Origin of the sequence: Nocardia sp. NPDC050406 (assembly GCF_044459025.1) — a bacterium.
Taxonomy (GTDB): domain Bacteria; phylum Actinomycetota; class Actinomycetes; order Mycobacteriales; family Mycobacteriaceae; genus Nocardia.
On sequence record NZ_JBITIM010000003.1, the window covers coordinates 674,891 to 695,577 of the forward strand.

General features: G+C 68.4%; 18 protein-coding genes and 1 pseudogene. 11 read left to right on the forward strand and 8 right to left on the reverse strand.

Translation table 11 applies throughout. The features are described from left to right. Positions 1-39: 39 nt before the first annotated feature. The 5 genes and pseudogenes from ACIBH2_RS26480 to ACIBH2_RS26500 all read right to left on the reverse strand — a co-directional run bounded on the left by ACIBH2_RS26480 (position 40) and on the right by ACIBH2_RS26500 (position 7,969). A complete protein-coding gene (locus tag ACIBH2_RS26480; protein WP_397122135.1) occupies positions 40-1,740 on the reverse strand; it encodes an ATP-binding cassette domain-containing protein in 1,701 nt (566 codons plus the stop codon). A 767-nt stretch (positions 1,741-2,507) separates the two neighbouring features. After that, positions 2,508-4,397: pseudogene (gene cydD / locus ACIBH2_RS26485) on the reverse strand (thiol reductant ABC exporter subunit CydD); the annotation flags it as partial. A 3-nt stretch (positions 4,398-4,400) separates the two neighbouring features. Then, positions 4,401-5,450 (reverse strand): cytochrome d ubiquinol oxidase subunit II, encoded by a 1,050-nt coding sequence (gene cydB, locus ACIBH2_RS26490; protein ID WP_397122137.1) that lies wholly within the window; start codon positions 5,448-5,450, stop codon positions 4,401-4,403. A gap of 9 nt (positions 5,451-5,459) precedes the next feature. Beyond that, the gene (locus ACIBH2_RS26495) at positions 5,460-6,923 is read right to left on the reverse strand and encodes a cytochrome ubiquinol oxidase subunit I (protein ID WP_397122139.1); all 1,464 of its coding nucleotides are present in this window, start codon (positions 6,921-6,923) and stop codon (positions 5,460-5,462) included. Between the two features lie 122 nt (positions 6,924-7,045). Next, entirely contained in the window at positions 7,046-7,969 is a 924-nt protein-coding gene (locus ACIBH2_RS26500; protein WP_397122141.1) for an aminodeoxychorismate lyase, read from the reverse strand. Positions 7,970-8,124: 155 nt separating this feature from the next. On the opposite strand from ACIBH2_RS26500, the gene ACIBH2_RS26505 reads away from it, so the two are divergent. The 4 genes from ACIBH2_RS26505 (at position 8,125) to ACIBH2_RS26520 (ending at position 11,277) form a co-directional block, all read left to right on the forward strand. Continuing rightward, the gene (locus ACIBH2_RS26505; RefSeq protein WP_397122143.1) at positions 8,125-9,240 is read left to right on the forward strand and encodes a YgfZ/GcvT domain-containing protein; all 1,116 of its coding nucleotides are present in this window, start codon (positions 8,125-8,127) and stop codon (positions 9,238-9,240) included. Next, on the forward strand, positions 9,237-9,926 hold the full coding sequence (locus ACIBH2_RS26510) for an MOSC domain-containing protein (RefSeq protein WP_397122145.1): 690 nt from the start codon (positions 9,237-9,239) through the stop codon (positions 9,924-9,926). Before ACIBH2_RS26505 ends, ACIBH2_RS26510 begins: the two co-directional genes overlap by 4 nt. Then, complete coding sequence (locus ACIBH2_RS26515; protein WP_397122147.1) at positions 9,923-10,885, forward strand: asparaginase; 963 nt, start codon at positions 9,923-9,925, stop codon at positions 10,883-10,885. Before ACIBH2_RS26510 ends, ACIBH2_RS26515 begins: the two co-directional genes overlap by 4 nt. A 161-nt stretch (positions 10,886-11,046) precedes the next feature. Continuing rightward, positions 11,047-11,277 (forward strand): DUF3073 domain-containing protein, encoded by a 231-nt coding sequence (locus ACIBH2_RS26520; RefSeq protein WP_397122149.1) that lies wholly within the window; start codon positions 11,047-11,049, stop codon positions 11,275-11,277. An 81-nt stretch (positions 11,278-11,358) separates the two neighbouring features. Here ACIBH2_RS26520 and ACIBH2_RS26525 read toward each other — a convergent pair whose 3' ends face one another. Beyond that, positions 11,359-11,937, reverse strand: coding sequence for a hypothetical protein (locus ACIBH2_RS26525; protein ID WP_397122151.1), 579 nt, complete (start codon positions 11,935-11,937; stop codon positions 11,359-11,361). On the opposite strand from ACIBH2_RS26525, the gene ACIBH2_RS26530 reads away from it, so the two are divergent. Then, the gene (locus ACIBH2_RS26530) at positions 11,929-12,300 is read left to right on the forward strand and encodes a hypothetical protein (RefSeq protein ID WP_397122153.1); all 372 of its coding nucleotides are present in this window, start codon (positions 11,929-11,931) and stop codon (positions 12,298-12,300) included. The genes ACIBH2_RS26525 and ACIBH2_RS26530 overlap by 9 nt on opposite strands. Positions 12,301-12,375: 75 nt before the next feature. Here ACIBH2_RS26530 and purM read toward each other — a convergent pair whose 3' ends face one another. Further along, entirely contained in the window at positions 12,376-13,455 is a 1,080-nt protein-coding gene (purM, locus tag ACIBH2_RS26535) for a phosphoribosylformylglycinamidine cyclo-ligase (protein WP_397122155.1), read from the reverse strand. Between the two features lie 234 nt (positions 13,456-13,689). On the opposite strand from purM, the gene ACIBH2_RS26540 reads away from it, so the two are divergent. The 5 genes from ACIBH2_RS26540 (at position 13,690) to ACIBH2_RS26560 (ending at position 17,553) form a co-directional block, all read left to right on the forward strand. Next, a complete protein-coding gene (locus ACIBH2_RS26540; protein ID WP_397122157.1) occupies positions 13,690-14,556 on the forward strand; it encodes an alpha/beta fold hydrolase in 867 nt (288 codons plus the stop codon). Next, entirely contained in the window at positions 14,543-15,154 is a 612-nt protein-coding gene (locus ACIBH2_RS26545) for a TetR/AcrR family transcriptional regulator (protein ID WP_397122159.1), read from the forward strand. The genes ACIBH2_RS26540 and ACIBH2_RS26545 overlap by 14 nt, the downstream gene beginning before the upstream one ends. Before the next feature lie 99 nt (positions 15,155-15,253). Next, positions 15,254-16,444 (forward strand): NAD(P)/FAD-dependent oxidoreductase, encoded by a 1,191-nt coding sequence (locus tag ACIBH2_RS26550; RefSeq protein WP_397122161.1) that lies wholly within the window; start codon positions 15,254-15,256, stop codon positions 16,442-16,444. A gap of 9 nt (positions 16,445-16,453) precedes the next feature. Then, complete coding sequence (locus ACIBH2_RS26555; RefSeq protein WP_397122163.1) at positions 16,454-17,392, forward strand: sigma-70 family RNA polymerase sigma factor; 939 nt, start codon at positions 16,454-16,456, stop codon at positions 17,390-17,392. Then, entirely contained in the window at positions 17,389-17,553 is a 165-nt protein-coding gene (locus ACIBH2_RS26560) for a hypothetical protein (protein ID WP_397122165.1), read from the forward strand. Before ACIBH2_RS26555 ends, ACIBH2_RS26560 begins: the two co-directional genes overlap by 4 nt. 108 nt (positions 17,554-17,661) lie before the next feature. Here ACIBH2_RS26560 and purF read toward each other — a convergent pair whose 3' ends face one another. After that, positions 17,662-19,227, reverse strand: coding sequence for an amidophosphoribosyltransferase (gene purF / locus ACIBH2_RS26565; protein WP_397122167.1), 1,566 nt, complete (start codon positions 19,225-19,227; stop codon positions 17,662-17,664). 113 nt (positions 19,228-19,340) lie between these two features. Here purF and ACIBH2_RS26570 point away from each other — a divergent pair, with 113 nt between their 5' ends. Then, positions 19,341-20,684, forward strand: a complete 1,344-nt coding sequence (locus ACIBH2_RS26570; protein ID WP_397122169.1) for a YhgE/Pip domain-containing protein — start codon at positions 19,341-19,343, stop codon at positions 20,682-20,684. Positions 20,685-20,687 lie beyond the last annotated feature (3 nt).

The window sequence follows — 20,687 nt, forward strand, 5'->3', positions numbered from 1 at the left end:
CAGGCGGCAACGTATTTTCTCGGACCGCGAACACGCAGGTCAGGCGGGAATAAAGCGCTCGATCTCGACCTTGGAATTCGGCCCGACGCGAACGATGATGTCCGCGTGGTGATTCGTCGGGAGCTGGTGGGTGACCACGACGACGGTGCGGTCGGGCTCGACCAGGCCGCTGGAGCGATCGAGCAGGCGGCGCAGCAGCTCCGCTCCGGCCTCGGCCTCCAGGTGTTCGGTGGGTTCGTCCAGGAGCACGATGCGGGCCGGGGAGAGCAGGGCGCGGGCGAGCAGGATGCGGCGGCGCTGACCACCGGAGACCGCCGCCGCGCCGCCCACCAGTTCTGTGTGCACGCCCTCGGGCAGCGTGTCCAGCCAGGGTCCGGCTCCGACCGCGTGCAAGGCGGCTTCGGCCTCGGCCTCGGTGATGTCGCCGCGCGCCACGCGCAGGTTCTCCAGGACGCTGGTGCCGAAGATGTGGGCGTCCTCGGCGAAGAAGGTGGTGTCGGGGCGCGGGGTGTCGAACAGGCCCGCCCAGGACATGAGCAGGGTGGTCTTACCGGTACCGCTCGGGCCGATCACCGCGATGCGCTGGCCGTCCGGCAGGGCGGGCAGATCCATTCGGGGACTGTCGGTTTCGCCCTGTTCTAGAGCGGTGATGCGGCGCAGGGCGGCACGACCGTTGGTGAGCGCCTGCGCCGCGGCGGGCAGCACCCCTACCGCCTCGAAGGCCGAGAGCGGCAGGAGCACCATCACCGCCAGCGCCATGGGCGAGATGCCGCCCGGCTCGATGGTCTGGAAGCCCTTCGTGGGCACACCGGTTCCCGTGCCGTACAACACGATTCCGATGAGCAGCGCGCCGAGCACGCTCACGCCGATCGACAGCGGCGTCGCGGCGGCGGCCCAGGCACTGCGGGAGGCCGCCTTGTCCTCGGCCGCGACACCCCTCCGCCCCGCATCTTCCGCAACCGCCAGCGCCGTATCGAGCCGTCCGGCCACCCGCAGTTCGGGCGCGTGGTCGAGCACGGTCAAGGCGGCGGCGGTGAACTCGGTCCGATCCATCCGCACCGCCACCTCGGCCTCCCGCGCGGCCCGCGCCGAAAGCCACGGCGCGACAATCCCCGCCACCGCCAGCGCCGCCGCGAGAATCATGGCGGCGGGCACCGAAATCGGCAGGAGCAGCCCCACCGCGAAGATCGCCAGAATCACCGCCACGGCAAGGGGCACGAAGGCCCGCACCACCACGGCCCCGAGATCATCGATATCCCCCATTACCCGCCCGAGCAGATCTCCCCGCCGCAACTGCGTCGGATCCCCCTGCCGCGCAGAAACATCGGAGCCGACCCCTGTCGCCGCGCCCTTGGTACCGGTCCCACCGAACCCGCCTGCCGCGAGAACCGCGGCCGCACTGCGACGCGGCCGCCAGATATCAGCCGCCGCCAAGGTCCGGTAAGTCGTCGTGCGCGCGGTACTCATGGCCCGCAGCGCCACATCGTGGGTAGCCAGTCGCTCCAGATAACGGCACAATCCGCGCGAAATACCCAGCGCCCGAACGGTTACCACGGCAATGCTCAGATCCAGCACCGGCGGCATCTGCCAAGCGCGAGCGATCAGCCACGCCGCCAGGGCGGCGAGCCCCAGCCCACTGCCGAGTGCGAGCACTCCCCAGCCGACGGAAACCGTCATTCGCCACCGCGACAATTCGAGCAATTCGCGAATCCGCCGAAACTCGGCCAGCACAGCCTTCATCGCACTCCCACCTCGGCGGTATCGCAGCCCGATCCCCCGGACACCGCACCGCCACGACTCGCCACATTCGAAGGCCGCTGTGCTCCAGGCTCGTTCGCCGCAACGCCGTGCGAACGAGCGTCGCTCTCAGGAACATCTGTGATGCGGCCAGTCGCGGCGGAGGTTCCCGGTTCGCCACCGCGCCCACCCGACTCCGCACTACGCGACTCCCTACGAGCGGGACCCTCGTCGCGACGGGTCGAACCATCCTCCGTCCCGGTACCGCCGACAGGCCGGTCGGACGCCGAGCCGCCATGACTCGCCACACGCGAAGGCCGCTGTGTTCCATGGTTGTTCGCTCCTGTGACGCCCGGAGCGGCGGCACTTTCAGGGACAACCGCACTCCCGCCGTCCGCGACCGAGCTATCCGCCTCGGCAGCGCGCCGTCCCGCCTCCGCGCTGTCCGACTCCTTGTGCACGGGCCTCGCGTCGAGACGGGCCGCACCCGCCGCGACGGCGCTGGGCGGACCGCCGGTCCCGTCGTCGCCCGTATCGGCGGGACGCTCTCCGCTGTCACCCGGGGCAGAGTGACCATCGGCGGTGGCGGAGGTTCCCGGTTCCACAGCGAGCCGACTCGCATCCGCGGTCGCCGACTTCCCGTGCACAGGGTTCTCGTCGACGTGGGCCGCATACGCACCCGTCGCGGCGTCACTACGCGGACCGCCGGACGTCGACCCTCCGTCGCCTAGGTCGCCACCTGGGACCGGGTTACCCCCACCGGTTGTCGTGGCCTTGACCTCGACCACGTGGTCGGCGATTGCCAGCACGCTCGCGCGGTGGCCGACGATCACCACGGTGGCACCGGCTCGCGCACGCGCCACCAAGGCGGCGAGAACCGTTGCCTCGCTGGCGTCGTCGAGATGGGCTGTGGGTTCGTCGAGGAGTAGCACCTGGCGTTGGGCGGCGAGGGTCCTGGTCAGGGCGAGGCGCTGGCGCTGGCCGAGAGATAGGCCGATGCCGCCGGTGCCGACCGTGGTGTCCCAGCCGTCGGGGAGTTCGGCGAGTACCGCGTCGAAACCTGTTGCGGCACAGGCTGCCGTGACCTCTTCGGGTCCGGCGGGGGCACCGAGGAGTTCGAGGTTCTCGCGGAGCGTGCCGGGGATGAGGACGGGGCGCTGTGGCAGCCAGGCGACGTGGGACCACCAGCGGTCGGCGTCGAGGTCGGCGATCGCGCGTCCATCCACGGTCACCAAACCCTGATCAGGAGTGATCAAGCCCAGGATTGCTTGCAGCGCCGTGGATTTCCCGCAGCCGTTCGGACCGGCGAGCACCGTCACCGCACCCGGTCGCAGCACCGCCGACAGTGCGTCCGGCGCGAACCCGTGCCGGGCGGCAATAGAGAGTCCACGAATCTCTATACGTCCAGGGCACTCTCGCGCCGGTGCGGCAACGGACGGATCGGGCGCGGACGCCGAGACGAGGCTGCCATCTCCGGGTGAGTCCGCCGTATCGAGGTGGCCAGCTCCGGTTGAGGCCGCCGTATCGAGGTGGCCAGCTCCGGTTGAGGCCGCCGCCGCGGGGCGGGCGGCTCCGGTGTGGTCCACCACAGCTGGGCTGGGGCGGCGTTCGGCCAGCAGCTGCGGCCGCGCACCGGTTTCCTTGCCGGGTTCCTCGGGTTCGAGGATCGCGAATGCCTTGTCGGCCGCGGCCATTCCGTCCTGGGCGGCGTGGAAGCGCTCCCCCACCATGCGCAGCGGCAGGTAGACCTCCGGGGCCAGGATCAGGGCCACCAAGCCCGCGTAGAGGCCCATGTTGCCGAAGACCAGCCGCATGCCGATGGAGACGGCGACCAAGGCCACGCAGAGGGTGGCGAGCATCTCCAGGACCATCGAGGAGAGGAAGGCTATGCGCAGGGCCGACATGGTGCGCTTGTGCAGGGCGTCGCCGAGGTCGCGGACACGGCCCGACATGGTGGTACGTGGTGAATCGTCCTGGGCGGCGGTAGTTTCCGCCGCCCGCCCGGATTCGCGGCCGAGGGCGCGCAGGGTGGGCATTCCGGCGAACAGGTCCAGCAGCTGATCCGACAGCCGGGTCGTCGCGGCCAGGGTGTCCTTGGACTTGCCCTGGGTGAGCAAGCCGATGAGGATCATGAAGATCGGGATGAGCGGCAGGGTGACGAAGACGATGCCGCCGGAGACCAGATCGTGGAAGGCGATGACCGCCAACACGATCGGCGGTGCGAGCGCCGAAAGCAGCAGTGCGGGCAGGTATCCGGCGAGGTAGGCCCGCAGCCCGCTCAGCCCGGTACCCGCCACCACCGCCAATTCGGTACGCCGAGACTCCAGTTCACGCGGCGGCAGCTGCGCCCCGGCCGCCACCACCGCGCTCTCCAACTCCGCCACCACCTGCGCCCCGGCACGATGCGCGAGCCGCGCCTGCCACCAGGTGGCGGCGGCCCGCACACCCACCGCGAGCGCGAAGACCACCAGTTCGGCCGTCCACGAACCGATATCGCGACGGTCCGGATCGGTGATTACACCGGCCAACACCCGCGCCAGGGCCAGAGCCGCGATCACGATGCAGCCGGTGATCGCCAGCGACAGCGCCACGCTCGCCACCAAATACCTGCGTGCCGAGCGGGCGTGTCGCCACAGGCGCGGGTCGACCGGTCGAGCCATGGGTCAGTTCCGCACCTTCTCCGGGAGCAGCCCGATGGGATCGGGAATCTGTTCCATGGTGAGCCGCTTGCGGAATACCCAGTACGTCCACGCCTGGTAGATGAGCACCATCGGCACCATGACCACGGCGACCCAACTCATCACCACCAGCGTGTAATGCGTCGACGAGGCGCTGACCGTCCCGCCGCGACCGTCGACGGTGAGGCTGAAGGCCGGATCGATGGTCGAGGGCAGCACATCCGGGAACAACGCCCCGAACAGCAGCGTCGTCGCCGACAGAATGGTCAGCGCGGTACCGGTGAACGCCCAGCCGTCCCGGCCCTGGTTGTAGGCCACCGCGGCGATCACCAGGCCGATGACGGCCAGCGCCAACGGAATCCAGGTCCACCCCTGCCCGTAGGACAGCTGCGTCCAGAATCCGAACACCGCCACCACCACCGCGGTCGGCACGAAGATCTTGCGCACCACGGCCTGGGCATCCTCGCGCACCTCACCACCGGTCTTGAGGCACAGGAAGATCGCCCCGTGCAGCAGGAACAGCAGCAGCGTGGTGAGCCCGCCGAGCAGCGCGTACGGGCTGAGCAGATCGAACAGGTTGCCCTCGACCTGCCGGTCCGCGTTGAGCTTCACGCCGCGCACGATATTGGCGAAGGCCAAACCCCATGCGAGAGCGGGAATCCAGGACCCGAGCCCGATGCCGATATCGCACCAGACCCGCCACCGCTCGTCATTGATCTTGCTGCGCCATTCGATGGCGCAGGCCCGCGTGATGAGCCCGACCAGAATGAGCAGCAGCGCGAGGTAGAACCCGGAGAACAGGCTCGCGTACCACTCGGGGAACGCCGCGAACATGGCGCCGCCCGCCGTGAGCAGCCACACCTCGTTGCCGTCCCAGACCGGCCCGATGGTGTTGAGCACCACGCGCCGTTTCACCTCGGACTTGCGCCCGATGATGGGCATGAGCATGCCGACGCCGTAGTCGAAGCCCTCCAGCACGAAGTAGCCGATGAAGAGCACGGCGACCAGCAGAAACCAGAACACTTGCAGAGTCATCCGGGTCTCCTAGTAGGCGAAGGAAAGCTTCTCGACGGGTTCCCCGGTCATCTTCGGGGTGTCGGATTCCGTGCTGGCCGGTTCCGGTCCGGCGATCACGTACCGCCGCTGCAGGTAGAACCACGCGACCGCGAGCAGACCGTAGAGCAGCGTGAAGACGATGAGCGAGGTCAGGATGGTGCCCGCCGAGACCCCGGATACGCCCTGCTGCACCGTCATTCGAATACTCGGGTCACCGGTCGGATTGGGCGCGACCACCCACGGCTGGCGGCCCATCTCGGTGAACACCCATCCGGCGCTGTTGCCCAGGAACGGGGTGGCGATGGAGAGCAGCGCGAGCCAGGAGAACCACTTCTGGTCCGGCACCCGCCCGCGGCGAGTCACCCAGAAGCCGATGAGCGCCAACAGGATCGAGCCCGCCATCCACGTGATCATGGCGCGGAAGGTCCAGTAGGTCACGAACAGGTTGGGTCGGTAGTCGCCGGGCCCGAACCGCTCGTTGTAGGACACCTGCAGGTCCTTGACGCCGTCGAGCGTCACACCGGAGAACTCGCCCTTGGCCAGCCACGGCAGCACGTACGGCACCTCGATGAGGTGGTCGACGCTGTCGCAGTTGTTGTGCGTGCCGACGGTGAGGACGGAGAAGTCGGGGTCGGTCTCGGTGTGGCACAACGATTCCGCCGAGGCCATCTTCATGGGCTGCTGTTCGAACATGAGCTTGCCCTGCACGTCACCGGTGTAGATGAGCGCGATGCAGGCGACCGGAATGAGCCACAGCCCCACGCGCGCGGCGGGCCGCCACATGGTCTTGGCGTCCTCGATTCCGGCGGGGTCGCCCTTGCGCATGTTCCGGACCATCCACCATCCGGCGATGCCCGCGACGAAGGTGGCCGAGGTGAGCAGCGCTCCGGCGATCACGTGCGGGAAGGCCGCCAGGGTGGTCACATTGGTGATGACCTCCCAGATGCTGGTCAGCTCCGCGCGTCCGGTCTCGGGGTTGTACCGCGCGCCGACCGGATGCTGCATGAAGGAGTTGGCGGCGATGATGAAGTACGCCGAGGCGCTGGTGCCTATCGCGACCAGCCAGATGCACGCCAGGTGCAGCTTTTTCGGCAGTCGGTCCCAGCCGAATATCCACAGGCCGAGGAAGGTCGATTCCATGAAGAAGGCGACCAGCGCCTCCATGGCCAGCGGTGCGCCGAATACGTCCCCGACGAATCGGGAGTATTCGCTCCAGCCCATGCCGAACTGGAATTCCTGGACGATGCCGGTGGCGACGCCGAGGGCGAAGTTGATCAGGAAGAGCTTTCCGAAGAACTTGGTGAGCCGCTTCCAATGCTCCTTCCCCGTGATCACCCATGCGGTCTGCATGCCCGCGACGAACGGGGCGAGGCCGATCGTGAGCGGCACGAAGATGAAGTGATAGACGGTGGTGATTCCGAACTGCCAGCGTGCGACGTCGACGACGCTCATCCGACCTCCCTGCCGATCTACGACATGACGTAGTACCCGTTTCGAGACTACGCCCAAAGGGCATCAGATCGACATGTGACGCGCGTTAATATGCCAGATATTCGCTGACCCGTGACGGCGACTCACCAATCGGCGATATTGCCCGGTCGAGCCACCCCTCGGTCCACCAATTCGACGATCTCCGAAGCATGGTCCGGGGCCGACATCCGCAGTCCGTCGAGGGAGTTCACCCGCGCGGCAAGGGTGGCGCTGGAGAGCATCCAAATACTGTCCGCCGTAATGAGATCGGCGATGAACAGCGGTTTGTAGAGGCACTCCCACCCCTCCTTCTCCGCCTCGGCGAACAGCGCCCGCTGCGTGGTGCCGGGCAGTACGCCGATCTTGGCGGGCGGGGTGATGAGCTGCTTGTCGCGCACGATCACCACGCTCGAGCGCGGACCCTCCAGCACCCGATGCTCGGTACTGGTGAAAATCACGTCGTCAGCGCCCATTCGGTGGGCGAAGCGCAGCGCCGCCATATTCGTCGCATACGACAGGGTCTTCGCGCCGAGCAGCTGCCACGGCGCGGCCTGCGCCAGATCCACCGAAATGCCCCGCGACAGCGTGATCACCGAAACACCTTCGGCGCGAGCGGTTTTCACCCGCTCGGCGACCGGCATGACCAGCACGTATCCGGTCCACGGACCCTCCGCGCCGGACAGATCCCCCTTGGTTGCCGCGCGTTCGCTGAGCCCCGCGAGCTCACTGTCGCGACCGCGCGTCAGCACCATCCGCAACAGACCCTCGCGCCCCTCGCCCCATTCCTTGGCCGCCGTCTGCACCGCGCTGCGCCACGCGTCGAGATCCGGTGCGGGTAGTTCCAGGGCCTCCGCGGACCGCCGTAGTCGCGCCAGATGCGATTCGATCGCACACGGCTGCCCGTCTCGCACCAGCACGGTCTCGAAAACGCCGTCACCGCGCAGCACACCGATATCGTCCGCGTACAGCAACGGCGCATCCGGATCCCGAATAGCGCCGTCGAGAGTTACCAAAACCCGTTCCACCATGAAAGGGGAGCCTAGGACAGATCGGCTCCGGACGAGCCGGTACCGAATCGGCAACCGTGCCAAGCGGCCTTTCCCGCCCTCGCTGGCGAATCCGAGGACGCGGGCCGCGGGGAGGCGGACGGACCCACTTGATCGACACCGCCTATCGTGGGAATGTGTCCTCCGAGGTTGCACCAAGTCCGATTCTCCAATTTCCAGGGGCGGTCGCGGGGCTGCCCGAATCTCCCGACAGCGCTGTCGCCTGGCATTACGGCGATCCATTCGGGGAGCAGAAGGCGGCGGCGCAGCGAGTCGCGGTGGTGGATCGGTCGCATCGATTCGTCATCACCATCACCGGAAAAGAGCGGCTGACCTGGCTGCACACCATCTCCAGCCAGCACATCGCGCAATTGGGCGACGGGCAGTCGGCGGAGAATCTCGACCTGGATCTGAACGGCCGGGTGCTCAATCACTTCGTGCTCACCGATCTGGACGGCACGCTGTTCATCGACACCGAGGCGCAGCGCGGCCCGGACCTGCTGGCCTTCCTCCAGAAGATGGTGTTCTGGGCCGACGCCAAGCCCGAGGCAGCCCCCGACCACGCGGTGCTGAGCCTGCTCGGCCCGCGCGCGGCCGACCTCACCGACACCCTCGGCATCCCCGCCCTGCCCGAGGTGTACGCGGCGGTCCCGCTGCCCGGCGGCGGTTTCCTACGCCGGATGCCGTGGCCCACCAGCGACTCCTTCGACCTGGTCATCCCCCGCGCCCAGCTCGCCGACCGATGGACCACACTGCGCGACGCGGGCGCGGAACCGGCCGGGATGTGGGCCTTCGAGGCCCTGCGCGCCGCCGCCCTGCGCCCCCGCATCGGCCTCGACACCGACGAGCGCACCATCCCGCACGAGGTGAACTGGATCGGCGGCCCCGCCGAATACGGTGCGGTGCACCTGAACAAGGGCTGCTATCGAGGCCAGGAGACGGTGGCCCGCGTCCACAATCTCGGCAAGCCGCCGCGCCACCTCGTGCTGCTGCATCTCGACGGCTCCGCGGACGGCCGTCCCGTCCCGGGCGACGCGGTGACCGCCGCGGGCCGCGCCGTCGGCGTCCTGGGCACCGTGGTCGACCACTACGAATACGGCCCGATCGCGCTGGCCTTGATCAAACGCAATATCCCCGTCGACACCGCCCTGGAGGCCGGTCCCTGCGCCGCCTCCATCGACGCGGATTCCGTTCCGTCCCATGACGAGCCGCAGGCCGGGCGGCTCGCCGTCGAGAAGTTGCGCGGCCGATGACCGATGCCCTGTGCTCCGTCGAGACCGAATCGGCCGGGCGCAGTGTGGTCGGCCAACTGCTGGCCGTCTGCGTCGTGCACGCCGATATCGAGGTGCCCGGGCGGGTGGGCCGCTCCGCCATCGACAAAAGACCCATGCCGCACCGGGTTCGGGTGAACCGGCTGAGCCTCGACGGCGACCACGTCTGCGATACCAAACACCATGGCGGCGAACACCAGGCCGTCTACGCCTACTCCGATGCCGACGCCGCCCGCTGGGCCGAGGAGCTCGGCCGCGAACTCCCGCACGGCTGGTTCGGCGAGAACCTGCGCGTCGCCGGTCTGCCGGTGAGCGATGCGGTGTTCGGTGAGCGCTGGGCCATCGGCGACACCCTGCTCGAGGTGAGCGCGCCGCGCGTCCCGTGCGCCACCTTCGGGCACTGGTCCGGCGAGGAGCGCTGGGTGAAACGCTTCACCCTGCGAGCGGATACGGGCGCGTACCTGCGGGTGCTCACCGAAGGCAGCATCGGCGCGGGTGACGAGATCCGCGTGGTGCACATTCCCGAGCACGGCATCACGGTGCGCGATCTGTTCGTCGGCCGCGATCAGTCCCGCCTGGACCTGCTACTCACCGCCGAGCCCAGCATCTCCGATGATGTCCGCATGCAGATCGAGCGCCACCGCCGCCGGAACGGAGCCAACTCATGAGCGTGGATCTCGTCGAGGTCGTGCGATCCGGTTTCCAAGAGTGCGTGCACCGAGGATCGCTGGTCATCATCGGCCCGGACCGCGACCCCGTCGTGGAGCTCGGCGAGGTGCACGTCCCGATCTTCCCGCGCTCCACCAACAAGCCCATGCAGGCGATCACCCTGCTGCGCAATGGCTTCGAACCCCTCGACGACGCCGAACTGGCCATCGCCACCGCCTCGCACTACGGCGAGCCCGACCATGTCGATCTGGTGCAGCGCCTGCTGGACCGCTTCGGGTTCACCGAGGACGATCTCGAATGCCCGCCGGATCTGCCGTGGGAGGAGCACGCCCGCGCCAATGTCCTGGCCGGGCACGATCGCGCCAAGGCCGCCCGCCGCATCTACATGAACTGCTCCGGCAAACATGCCGCCATGCTCGCCACCTGTCAGCTCAACGGCTGGCCCACCCGCGGCTATCTGGAGGTCGGGCACCCGTTGCAGCAGGCGGTCACCGAAACCATCGCCGATATCACCGGTGAGCCGGAGACCGATCTCGGCATCGACGGGTGCGGCCTGCCCATCGTCCCGGTCTCCCTGGTGAATCTCGCCCGCGCCTACGCGACCATGGCCACCGCCCCGGACGGCTCGCCCGAACGGCGTGTCGCGGAGGCGATTCGCGCCCATCCGCGAGTGATTTCCGGCACGGACGGACCAGATTTGCACGTGATGACGGCAACGCCCGGACTGGTCTGCAAGATCGGCGCGGACGGCGTGCACGCGGGTGCGCTACCGGACGGCTCCGCCTTCGCCTACAAGATCACCGACGGTCACGACCGCGCCCGGATACCGCTGACGCTGGCCATTCTGCAGCGTATGGGCATCGACTGGACCGACGCGCACACCGAGCTGGCGGCCCCCGCGGTTTTGGGCGGCGGCGCCCGGGTCGGCGTCGTTCGGGCAATCCCCGGCCTGCTCTAGCGGCTCGTTCCCCCAGCCGGAGCGGCACTCGCGAAGCTCTTCCCCCACTCCTGGAAGCGCGACCGCCTGACACACGCTAAAGTGTCTGTCAGGAAGATATTAATTCGAACGGGGCCGCCAACCACCCCAGGCCGCCCCGCAGTGACGCGAGGGGGTCAGCCATGGGCCGTGGCCGGGCTAAGGCAAAGCAGACCAAGGTTGCACGCGAGCTGAAGTACAGCTCCGCGCCAACCGACTTCGCGAGCCTTCAGCGCGAGCTGTCGACGGGCGGGAGCAGCAGCTACCCCGGATCGTCACAGCAGCGGAGCGGTGTGCTTTCCGACGAGCACGACGCGGACGACAAGTTGTCGAGCTGGGAAGAAGAAGACAGCTACGACGACTGGCGCCGCTGACTCGGACTGAATCTATGTAGTGAGGGGGAGGCCCGTACCGGCCTCCCCCTAAGTACGTAGTTCCGCCGTACCACTTCGGCGCTAGAAGGCTCGAACTCGAGACACCGGCGTCCCTCGCCCCCGCGACGGACGCTGGTGCCTTCTCGCTATCCGGCTACCTCGCGGACAGCGAATCTCAGGCGACGCGCTCCACCTCCACATCGGTCGTCGCCATCTCGAAATGTTCCGCGCCAGCACATCAGGGTGCACCCGCTGCACCTCGCCGACGTCGACGCCGTCGAAATGACTGCTGTCGAACAGCCGCGCCGCGGCGCTGCCCTCGATCAGCCGACCGATCTGCAGGCTGCCGACCCGCACGCCGCGAGCGCGCACCTCGGTGTCCAGGGCGCGTAGGTAATTCACCAATCCGGACTGCGGAATGCTCACGCTCGCCAGGGCGGGCATCGGCTGCCGCACCGAGATGCCGTGCGCGAAGACGACCGCGCCCGAACCCCGTTCGGTCATCTCCGGCAGTAGCGCGTTCAGCAGTCGAATCGGCGTGAACAGGTGCAGCGGCAGCCAGGCGCCGAGGGTGTCGACATCGAGCGATCGCGCCGCCACCGGCAGGCGGCTGACATCGCCGGGCCCGTAGACGACCACGTCCGGGGTGCCGTGGAGCATCTGCTCCTGTTGGCCGAAACGCAGGCGCGCGACCGCGGGTTCACCGACCTCTGTGTGCGCTCACTCGCGGCGGACAGCCCCATCGAACAGACGAAAGCCCGTGGCCAGCAACTGTTCCGACAGCTGGTGGGCCGGGCACAGGAGAGCGGCGCACTGCGCGCCGACGTGGATGTCACCGATATCGGGCTACTGCTCTGGTCGGTCGTGCGCGGTACCGAGGAGATCCGGGAGGCCGCGCCGGAGGCATGGCGGCGGCACGTCGCGGTGCTGCTGGACGGGCTGCGCGCCGACGCCGCGCACCCGCTGCCGGGCGGGCCCATCGACCCCGAACTCGTGCGGACCGCAATGCGCTTGTCGCACTAGCGGATCCAGGCACAGCGGGTCGAACAAAGCAACGTCCCCGACCCCATGAGGGGTCGGGGACGAGACTCGGGTGGCTCAGAAGCGCGGGTGATCGCCCACCAGGTTGACCCGGGCGGCGTCGGCGTCCTTGGCCTTCTTGACGGTGCCGAGGGTCCAGCAGTCGATGTGGCGGGCGGTGAGAACCGCGAGGGCGCGGTCGGCGTCCTCGGGGGCCACGACGGCGACCATGCCGACGCCCATATTGAAGGTCTTCTCCATCTCGGCGCGCTCGACGCGGCCGCGCTGGGCGATCATCTTGAAGACCGGGGCCGGGTTCCAGGTGCCGCGGTCGAGCTCGGCGACCATGCCCGCGGGCAGGACGCGCGCCAGGTTGTTGGCCAGGCCGCCGCCGGTGACGTGGGCGAAGGTGCGCACATCGGTTTCGGCGATCAGCGCCAGGCAGTCCTTGGCGTAGATGCGGGTCGGCTCGAGCAGCTCCTCGCCGAGGGTGCGGCCGAACTCCTCGACATGTCCGGTGAGGGACATGCGGTCGATATCGAGCAGCACCTTGCGCGCGAGGCTGTAGCCATTGGAGTGCAGACCCGACGCGCCCATGGCGATCACCACATCGCCGGGCCGCACGCGATCGGGGCCGAGCACGGCGTCGGCCTCCACCACGCCGACGCCGGTGGCGGACAGGTCGTAGTCGTCGACCCCCATCAGGCCGGGGTGTTCGGCGGTCTCGCCGCCGAGCAGGGCGCAACCGGCCAGCACACAGCCCTCGGCGATACCGGCCACCAGCTGCGCGACCCGCTCGGGCACGACGCGGCCGACGGCGATGTAGTCCTGCAGGAACAGCGGTTCCGCGCCACACACCACCAGGTCGTCGACGACCATGGCGACCAGATCGAGGCCGAGGGTGTCGTGCTTGTCGAGCGCCTGCGCGACCGCGATCTTGGTGCCGACGCCGTCGGTGGAGGCGGCCAGCAGCGGCTCGCGGTATCCACCCTTGAGCGCGAACAGTCCGGCGAAGCCGCCGAGGCCGCCCTGAACCTCGGGGCGGCTGGCCTTCTTGGCCAGTGGTGCGAACAGTTCTACTGCCCGGTCTCCGGCTTCGATATCGACTCCGGCCGCCGCGTACGACGCACCGGCACCGCTGGGGGTCTGTTCAGTCATTGTCGGGGAGAGCTCCAAGCCGAATCGGTGGATAGATGCCTGCTCACGCTACCGGAGCCCGATAACGGCACAGCACCCGTATCGGGTACAGGGGTTGACAAACCTTTTGGTCCGCAATTACCGCGAGGCCGACCCGCCTCGATTCGAGAAACATACAAGCCGGATGCATTGACATACATTCCGTATGTATGTGACCGTGGAGGGGCACCCCAAGCCCTTCGGAAGGCACCAATCATGGGAATCACCACAGCACTCGGCCCGGCCCGCGACATCGATCTGCCCGGCGGCCGCATCCGCTACCACGACACCGGATCCGGCGCGCCGGTCGTCTTCGTGCACGGCCTGCTCGTCAACGCGGACCTGTGGCGCAAGGTGGTGCCCGGCGTCGCCGCCGCCGGATACCGTTGCCTCGCACCGGATCTGCCGCTCGGAGCGCATTCGATTCCGGTACCGGAGGCCGATCTGTCGCCGACCGGGGTGGCGGATCTGATCGCGGCGTTCCTGGAGCGGCTCGACCTCGACGACGTGACGCTGGTGGCCAATGACACCGGCGGGGCGATCACGCAGATTCTGCTGACGCGCAACAGGTCTCGTATCGGCCGGGTGGTGTTCACGCCGTCGGACAGTTACGAGGACTTCTTTCCGCCACTGTTCGCCCCGTTCAAACTGCTCGCGCGGGTCCCCGGCTCGTTGCGGCCGTTGACCGCGCTGCTGCGCATCCGTCCGCTCCAGCGGCTGCCGATCGCCTTCGGATTCGTGACCAAGCACGGTCTGCCCGATGAGATCGCGGATTCGTATCTGTTGCCCAGCCGCACGTCCGCGGCGATTCGAAAAGACCTGCGGCGCTTCCTCACCGGCGTGGACAAGCGCTACACCCTCGCGGCCGCCGAGCACTTCGCCGAGATCGACATCCCGATCCTGCTGGCCTGGGCGACCGAGGACAAGGTCTTCCCGTTCGCCAGCGCCGAGCGGCTCGAGCGCGCGTTCCCGGACGCGACGCTGTGGCGGATCGACGATTCCTACACCTTCGTCCCCGAGGACAAGCCCGAGTTGCTCACCAAGATGATCGTGGAGTTCACTCGGCTGCATGCCACGCCGTAGTCAGGAGGATCGTTCCCGCAGCACCCGCGCCGCCCTGGAGGCGGCCGGGCTGCGGCTGTTCGCCGCTCGTGGGTACTCCGGCGTCTCCGCCGAGGAGATCGTCGCCGAGGCCGGAGTCACCCGCGGCGCGCTGCACCACCACTACGGCGACAAGCGCGGACTGTTCACCGCGGTTCTGGAGCAGATGGAGGCCGACAATACGGCCGAGATCGACGCGGCCATCGCCGCCCTGCCCGATCCCGACGATCTCCAGGCCGCGATGGCCGTCGGTCTGGGTCTGTTTCTGGAGATCAACCAGCGACCCGAGGTCCGTATCGCCATGATCGACGCGCTCTCGGTCATCGGCTGGCAGGCCTGGCGCGAGATGGAGACCCGGCACGGGCTGGGCATGATCACCGACCAACTCCAGCGCGCCGTGGACGCGGGCCTGGTCGTTCCGCTGCCGGTGCGCACCATGGCGCATCTGCTGCTCTCCGCGATCACCGAAGCGGGCATGCTCGTCGCCCACGCGGAGGATCCGCAGCGCGCCGCGGCCGAGGCCCAGCAGTCCCTGCTGCTGATGGTCAGCGGCATTCTGCGGCAGCCCGAATCCGCCTGAGCACCGCCCCGGCAGTGTGACCCACTTCACTCGGCGATCCTGTCAGGGATTCGCGGGCTGTCTCGTTCAAGGGGCACGCGAACCAGACAGGAGCGAATCATGAAGCACCGCATCGTCGTTCTCGGGGCCGGATACGCCGGAGCCTTCTCCGCCGGATACCTGGCCCGTCAGCTGCATTCCGACGACTTCGAGATCACCATCGTGAACGCCGAACCCGATTTCGTGGAGCGGTTGCGGCTGCATCAACTCGCGGCGGGGCACGATCTGCCGCCGGTGCCGCTGTCGAAGGTGTTCGCGGGCACCGAGGTTCGATTGCGAGTGGCACGGGTGGTCGGGGTCGACGCCGAGCAGCGAGCCGTGACCGTCGCCGACGGCGAGGGCCCGGACCGCATCGAATACGACACCCTGCTGTACGCGCTCGGCAGCACCGTCGCCGATCACGACGTGCCGGGCGTGGCCGAGCATGCCTTCCATGTGGCCGGGCGTCCGTCCGCGCTGCGGCTGCGGGCGCGGCTGGACGAACTCGCCGCGGGGGCAAGGGTTGTGGTGGTCGGCGGCAATCTGACCGCCATCGAGGCGGCCACCGAGATCGCGGAGGCTCGCCCGGGGCTGCGGGTCGATCTCGTCACCACCGGTGAATTGGGTGGCTGGTTGGGTCCGAAGGCCCGTCGGCATCTGCTGCGCGCCTTCGAGCGCTTCGGCATCACGGTGCACGAGCGCACCACCATCGAGCGGGTCGAGGAGACGGCCGCCGTCGCCGCCGACGGGACCGTATTCGACTCCGATGCGACCGTGTGGGCGGCCGGGTTCGCCGTGCATCCGATCGCCGCCGCGAGCGGATTGGCGGTGGAACCCAACGGCCAGATCACCGTCGACCGGGAGATGCGGTCGATCTCGCATCCGGATGTCTACGCGGCCGGGGACAGTGCCTTCGTCATCGGTGACAACGGTCAGCCATTGCCGATGTCCTGCGCGTCCGCGGGCTTCACCGGCCAGCAGGCGACGGCCGCCATCATCGGCGACCTGACCGGACGCAAGGTCAAGGCGACCGCGCTGGCGTATGTCGGTAACCATGTCAGCCTCGGGCGCGAGGACGGGCTGTTCCAGTTGGTCGACGGGGACGGGCAGGCCAAGCCGGGTGCGCTGCGCGGCCGGACCGCCGCACGACTCAAGGCGCTGATACTCGCGGTATCGGTGCGGGCGCTGAGCCATCCGACGTACGGAATGCCGGGGCACAGTTACCGTTTGGCCGCCGACCGGCAGCGCTCACGCGGCATGGTCGCCGCATAAGGTCGTCCTATGGACACTGCCACCGTGGCGCGATTCGAGGCCAGCCGGAATCGACTGGCCTCGCTCGCCTACCGCCTCCTCGGCTCGGCCGCCGATGCCGAGGACACGGTGCAGGACGCGTTCCTGCGGTGGCAGGCCGCCGACCGGGAGTACGTCGAGGTGCCCGAGGCCTGGCTCACCAAGATCGTCACGAATCTGGCGATCGACCGGCTGCGCTCGGCCAAGGCGCGCCACGAACGGACCGTCGGCGCGTGGATGCCCGAACCGCTCCTCGACGGTGACCCGATGCTCGGCCCCGCCGACACCGTCGAGCAGCGCGAGTCGGTGACGCTGGCGGTATTGACGCTCATGGAGCGGCTGTCACCGGTCGAACGCGCGGTTTACGTTCTGCGCGAAGCCTTTTCCTACAGCCACGCCGAGATAGCCGACATTCTCGGCATCACGGAGGCCGCGAGCCAGCAGCACGCGCATCGCGCCCGGCGTCGCATCGCCGCCGCGCGTACCGTCGCCGAGACGGACCAGGCCGCCGCGCGCCGCATTGTCGAGGCATTCATCGCCGCGGCCTCCTCCGGCCGCACCGAACACCTCGTCGCGCTGCTCACCGATGACGCGACCGCCGTCTCCGACGGCTTCGGCGGCCTCGCCGACAAGCTGATCCGCCACTCGGGCCCCGAACGAATCGCCGCCATAGTCCGCGCGGGCCTCAAACCCTCCGCGGCCAAGCGCTCTCTCGCAGGCGGCTCCCCCACCATCTACGCCGCCGTGGTCAACGCCTCCCCCGCCATGCTCTTCACCCTCGACGACCGAGTCATCGGCGTGGCCATCCTCGACCTCCGAGACAACAAGATCGCCGCAATCCACGCCACCGCCGCCCCCACCCGCATGGCCCGCCTCACCACGGCATGGCAACAGCGCGCCCACGACACCCCGATCATCGAATCCTGGTGAGCACCCGACGATTCCGCCCCTACGAGCCCCGCGACTCCCTATCCGACGAGCAGCGAGCGCCCCGCCGCACCCTCACCGACGACCAAGCGAGCGCGCAGCGACTCACCCACCTACAGCTGAGCGGGCGCGCCGCGTCTCACCTCGCCGACAGCCGAAAGTAGGCAAAGCCAATCCCCAGCCGCCGGGCGAGTGGGCTGGACCCTCTCTCCCCCTTCACAACTGTGCCCCACCCGCCGTCAGGCGGGTGGGGCACGAGACCAAGAGTCCGATCAGGGCCTGCTGAGGGCGCTCGCGTTGGCGTTGTCGGCGAGGAGTTCGGCTTCCGATGTGCCCGTGAGCATTCCCTCGAGCACGTTCTTGCCGATGGCCGCCTCGGTGGGGAGTTTGATCGGGTACTCGCCGTCGAAGCAGGCGCAGCACAGGCGGGTGCGGGGCTGTTCGGTGGCGGCGATCATGCCCTCGGTGGAGATGTAGCCGAGGGTGTCGGCGCCGATGGAGCGGCGCACGCCCTCGACCATGTCCTCGAAGCTGCCCGCGTCGATGCCGTCAGGCCCGGCCCCGTTGGCGATCAGCTCCGCCCGGGAGGCGAAGTCGATGCCGTAGAAGCAGGGCCACTTGACCGGCGGCGAGGCGATGCGCACGTGGATCTCCAAAGCGCCTGCCTCACGCAGCATTCGGATCAGCGCGCGCTGGGTGTTGCCGCGCACGATGGAGTCGTCCACCACGATGAGCCGCTTACCGCGAATCACCTCGCGCAACGGGTTGAGCTTCAACCGGATGCCGAGCTGGCGGATGGTCTGGCTGGGCTGAATGAAGGTGCGGCCCACATAGGCGTTCTTCATCAGGCCCTGCCCATACGGCAGACCCGACCCCTGCGCGTAACCGACCGCGGCGGGAGTCCCGGATTCCGGCACCGGAATCACCAGATCCGCGTCGACCGGATGCTCCTTGGCCAGCCGCCGTCCGATATCCACTCGGGTGGCGTGTACCGACCGCCCGGAAATGGTGGAGTCCGGCCGCGCCAGGTACACGAACTCGAAGACACAGCCCTTGGGCTCCGGATTGGAGAACCGCATGGACCGCACCCCGTCGGCGTCGATCGCCAACAGTTCGCCGGGCTCGATCTCCCGCACGAAGGACGCGCCGACGATGTCGAGAGCGGCGGTTTCACTGGCAACCACCCAGCCACGGTCCAGGCGACCCAGACACAACGGGCGCACGCCCCAGGGGTCACGCGCCGCGTAGAGGGTGTGCTCATCCATGAAGGTGAGGCAGAAGGCTCCGCGCAGTGTCGGCAGCAACTCCATCGCGGCCTGTTCGATGCTCTTGTCGGCCGCGGCGTGCGCGAGCAGCGCGGTCATCACATCGGAGTCCGAGGTGGCCGCCATGGATCCGGCGAGCCGACCGCTGATGAGTCCGAGTTCCCGTGCCCGGGTGGACAATTCGGCGGTATTGACGAGATTTCCATTGTGGCCCAACGCGAGTCCGGTTCCGACCGCGGTGGTGCGGAAGATGGGTTGCGCGTTCTCCCAGGTGGTGGATCCCGTGGTGGAGTAGCGGCAGTGGCCGACGGCGACATGGCCGGGCATGGCGGCCAGCGTCTGCTCGTCGAAGACCTGGCTCACCAGGCCGAGATCCTTGAACACCAGCACCTGCGAGCCGTCGGAGACGGCGATGCCCGCCGCTTCCTGACCGCGATGCTGGAGGGCGTAGAGCCCGTAGTACGTGAGTTTGGCAACATCCTCGCCCGGAGCCCAGACACCGAAAACGCCGCACTCTTCGCGCGGTTCGTTCTCGTCCTGATCGGCGGCGGCGGTGGAGGGGGGCAGATTCACCGTTTGCTCCCTGTTCGGCGGGCGGGGGGCACGGCCCAGTCTACGGGTAATCCCGACGCAACCCACCGTTGGGATAGCCCAGTTGGCCGGGCGTTTGCTGTTAGCTTTCCAGTGTGACGACCACCGACACCCCGGATACCGCTCCCCGTCGGCACTTGACCCCGCTCAAGTGGGGTTTTCCGATCATTGTCGTCACGCTGCTGGCCTCGTTGCTGGGCGTGATGTACCTCGACTACGTCGTGGATCCGGAGAAGAACCTGCACGATTTCCCGATCGCGCTGGTGAATCAGGATGTCGGCGACACCATCGGCGCGCCCGGCCAGGAGAAGGCGGTCAATTTCGGTAACCAGGTCGCCGAGGGGCTGCGCCAGGCGGTGCCGTCGGACAAGATCGACCTGCGTGAACTGGGCATTGCCGAGGCGCAGCTGCAGATGCAGCAGGCGCGGGTGTACGGCACCATCATCATTCCCAGCGATTTCTCCAAGCGGCTCGGCATTCTCGGCGTGGGAAGCGTTGTGCCCGGGGATATCTCGCAGCCGGTGCTGACGTTGCAGACGAATCCGCGCACCGGGGCCTTCGCCACGGCGATCGTGCAGAAGTTCGGTGAGGAAGCTCTCACTCAGGTCGATGCCCAAGTGGGACAACAGCTCACCGAGCAGGTGAACGCGCAGCTGACGCCGCCCCCGGACGGCCCGCCCGCGCCGGAATTGTCCGCCGCGACCCGTGTGGCGCTGGCGCATCCGTTGCAGATCGTGGTCGAGGAGTACCGGCCGCTGCCGGGCGGTTCCGGTGAGGGACTGACCGCGTTCTTCTACAGCCTGCTGCTCCTGCTGGTCGGCATGGTCGGCGCGATGATCATTCACCAGCTCATCGATTCCGCGCTCGGCTTCCTGCCCACCGAATGGGGTCCGTGGTACGTGCATTTCCCGCGCGCGCCCATTTCGCGGGTGAGCACACTGCTCATCAAATGGTCGGCGGTGGCGGTGATGGCGGTCGCGGTCTCGGCGGCGCTGCTCGGTATAGGCACGGCGCTGGGCATGCCGATCGACAAACCGCTGGGGCTGTTCCTCTACGGCGCGTTCGTGATCATCGCCGTCGGCTTCACCTGCACCTCGGTACTGGCCGCGGTGGGTACGGCGGGCCTGATCATCAACCTGATCATCTTCATCATTCTCGGCCTGCCGTCCTCGGGCGGCACGGTGCCGATCGAGGCGACGCCCAAGTACTTCGAGTGGCTGGCGAAATTCGAGCCGATGCATCAGGTGTTCCTGGGCACCCGCTCCATCCTCTACTTCGACGGCAGCGGCGTCGCCGGAATGACCCGGGGCTTCTGGATGGCGGCGCTGGGCCTGGCCATCGGCGTCGTCTTCGGCCTGCTGATCACCCGCTACTACGACCGCAAGGGGCTGGAGCGCAAGCCCGCGACCGATCGCACCGCACCGGCCGCCTCGGCCTGAGCG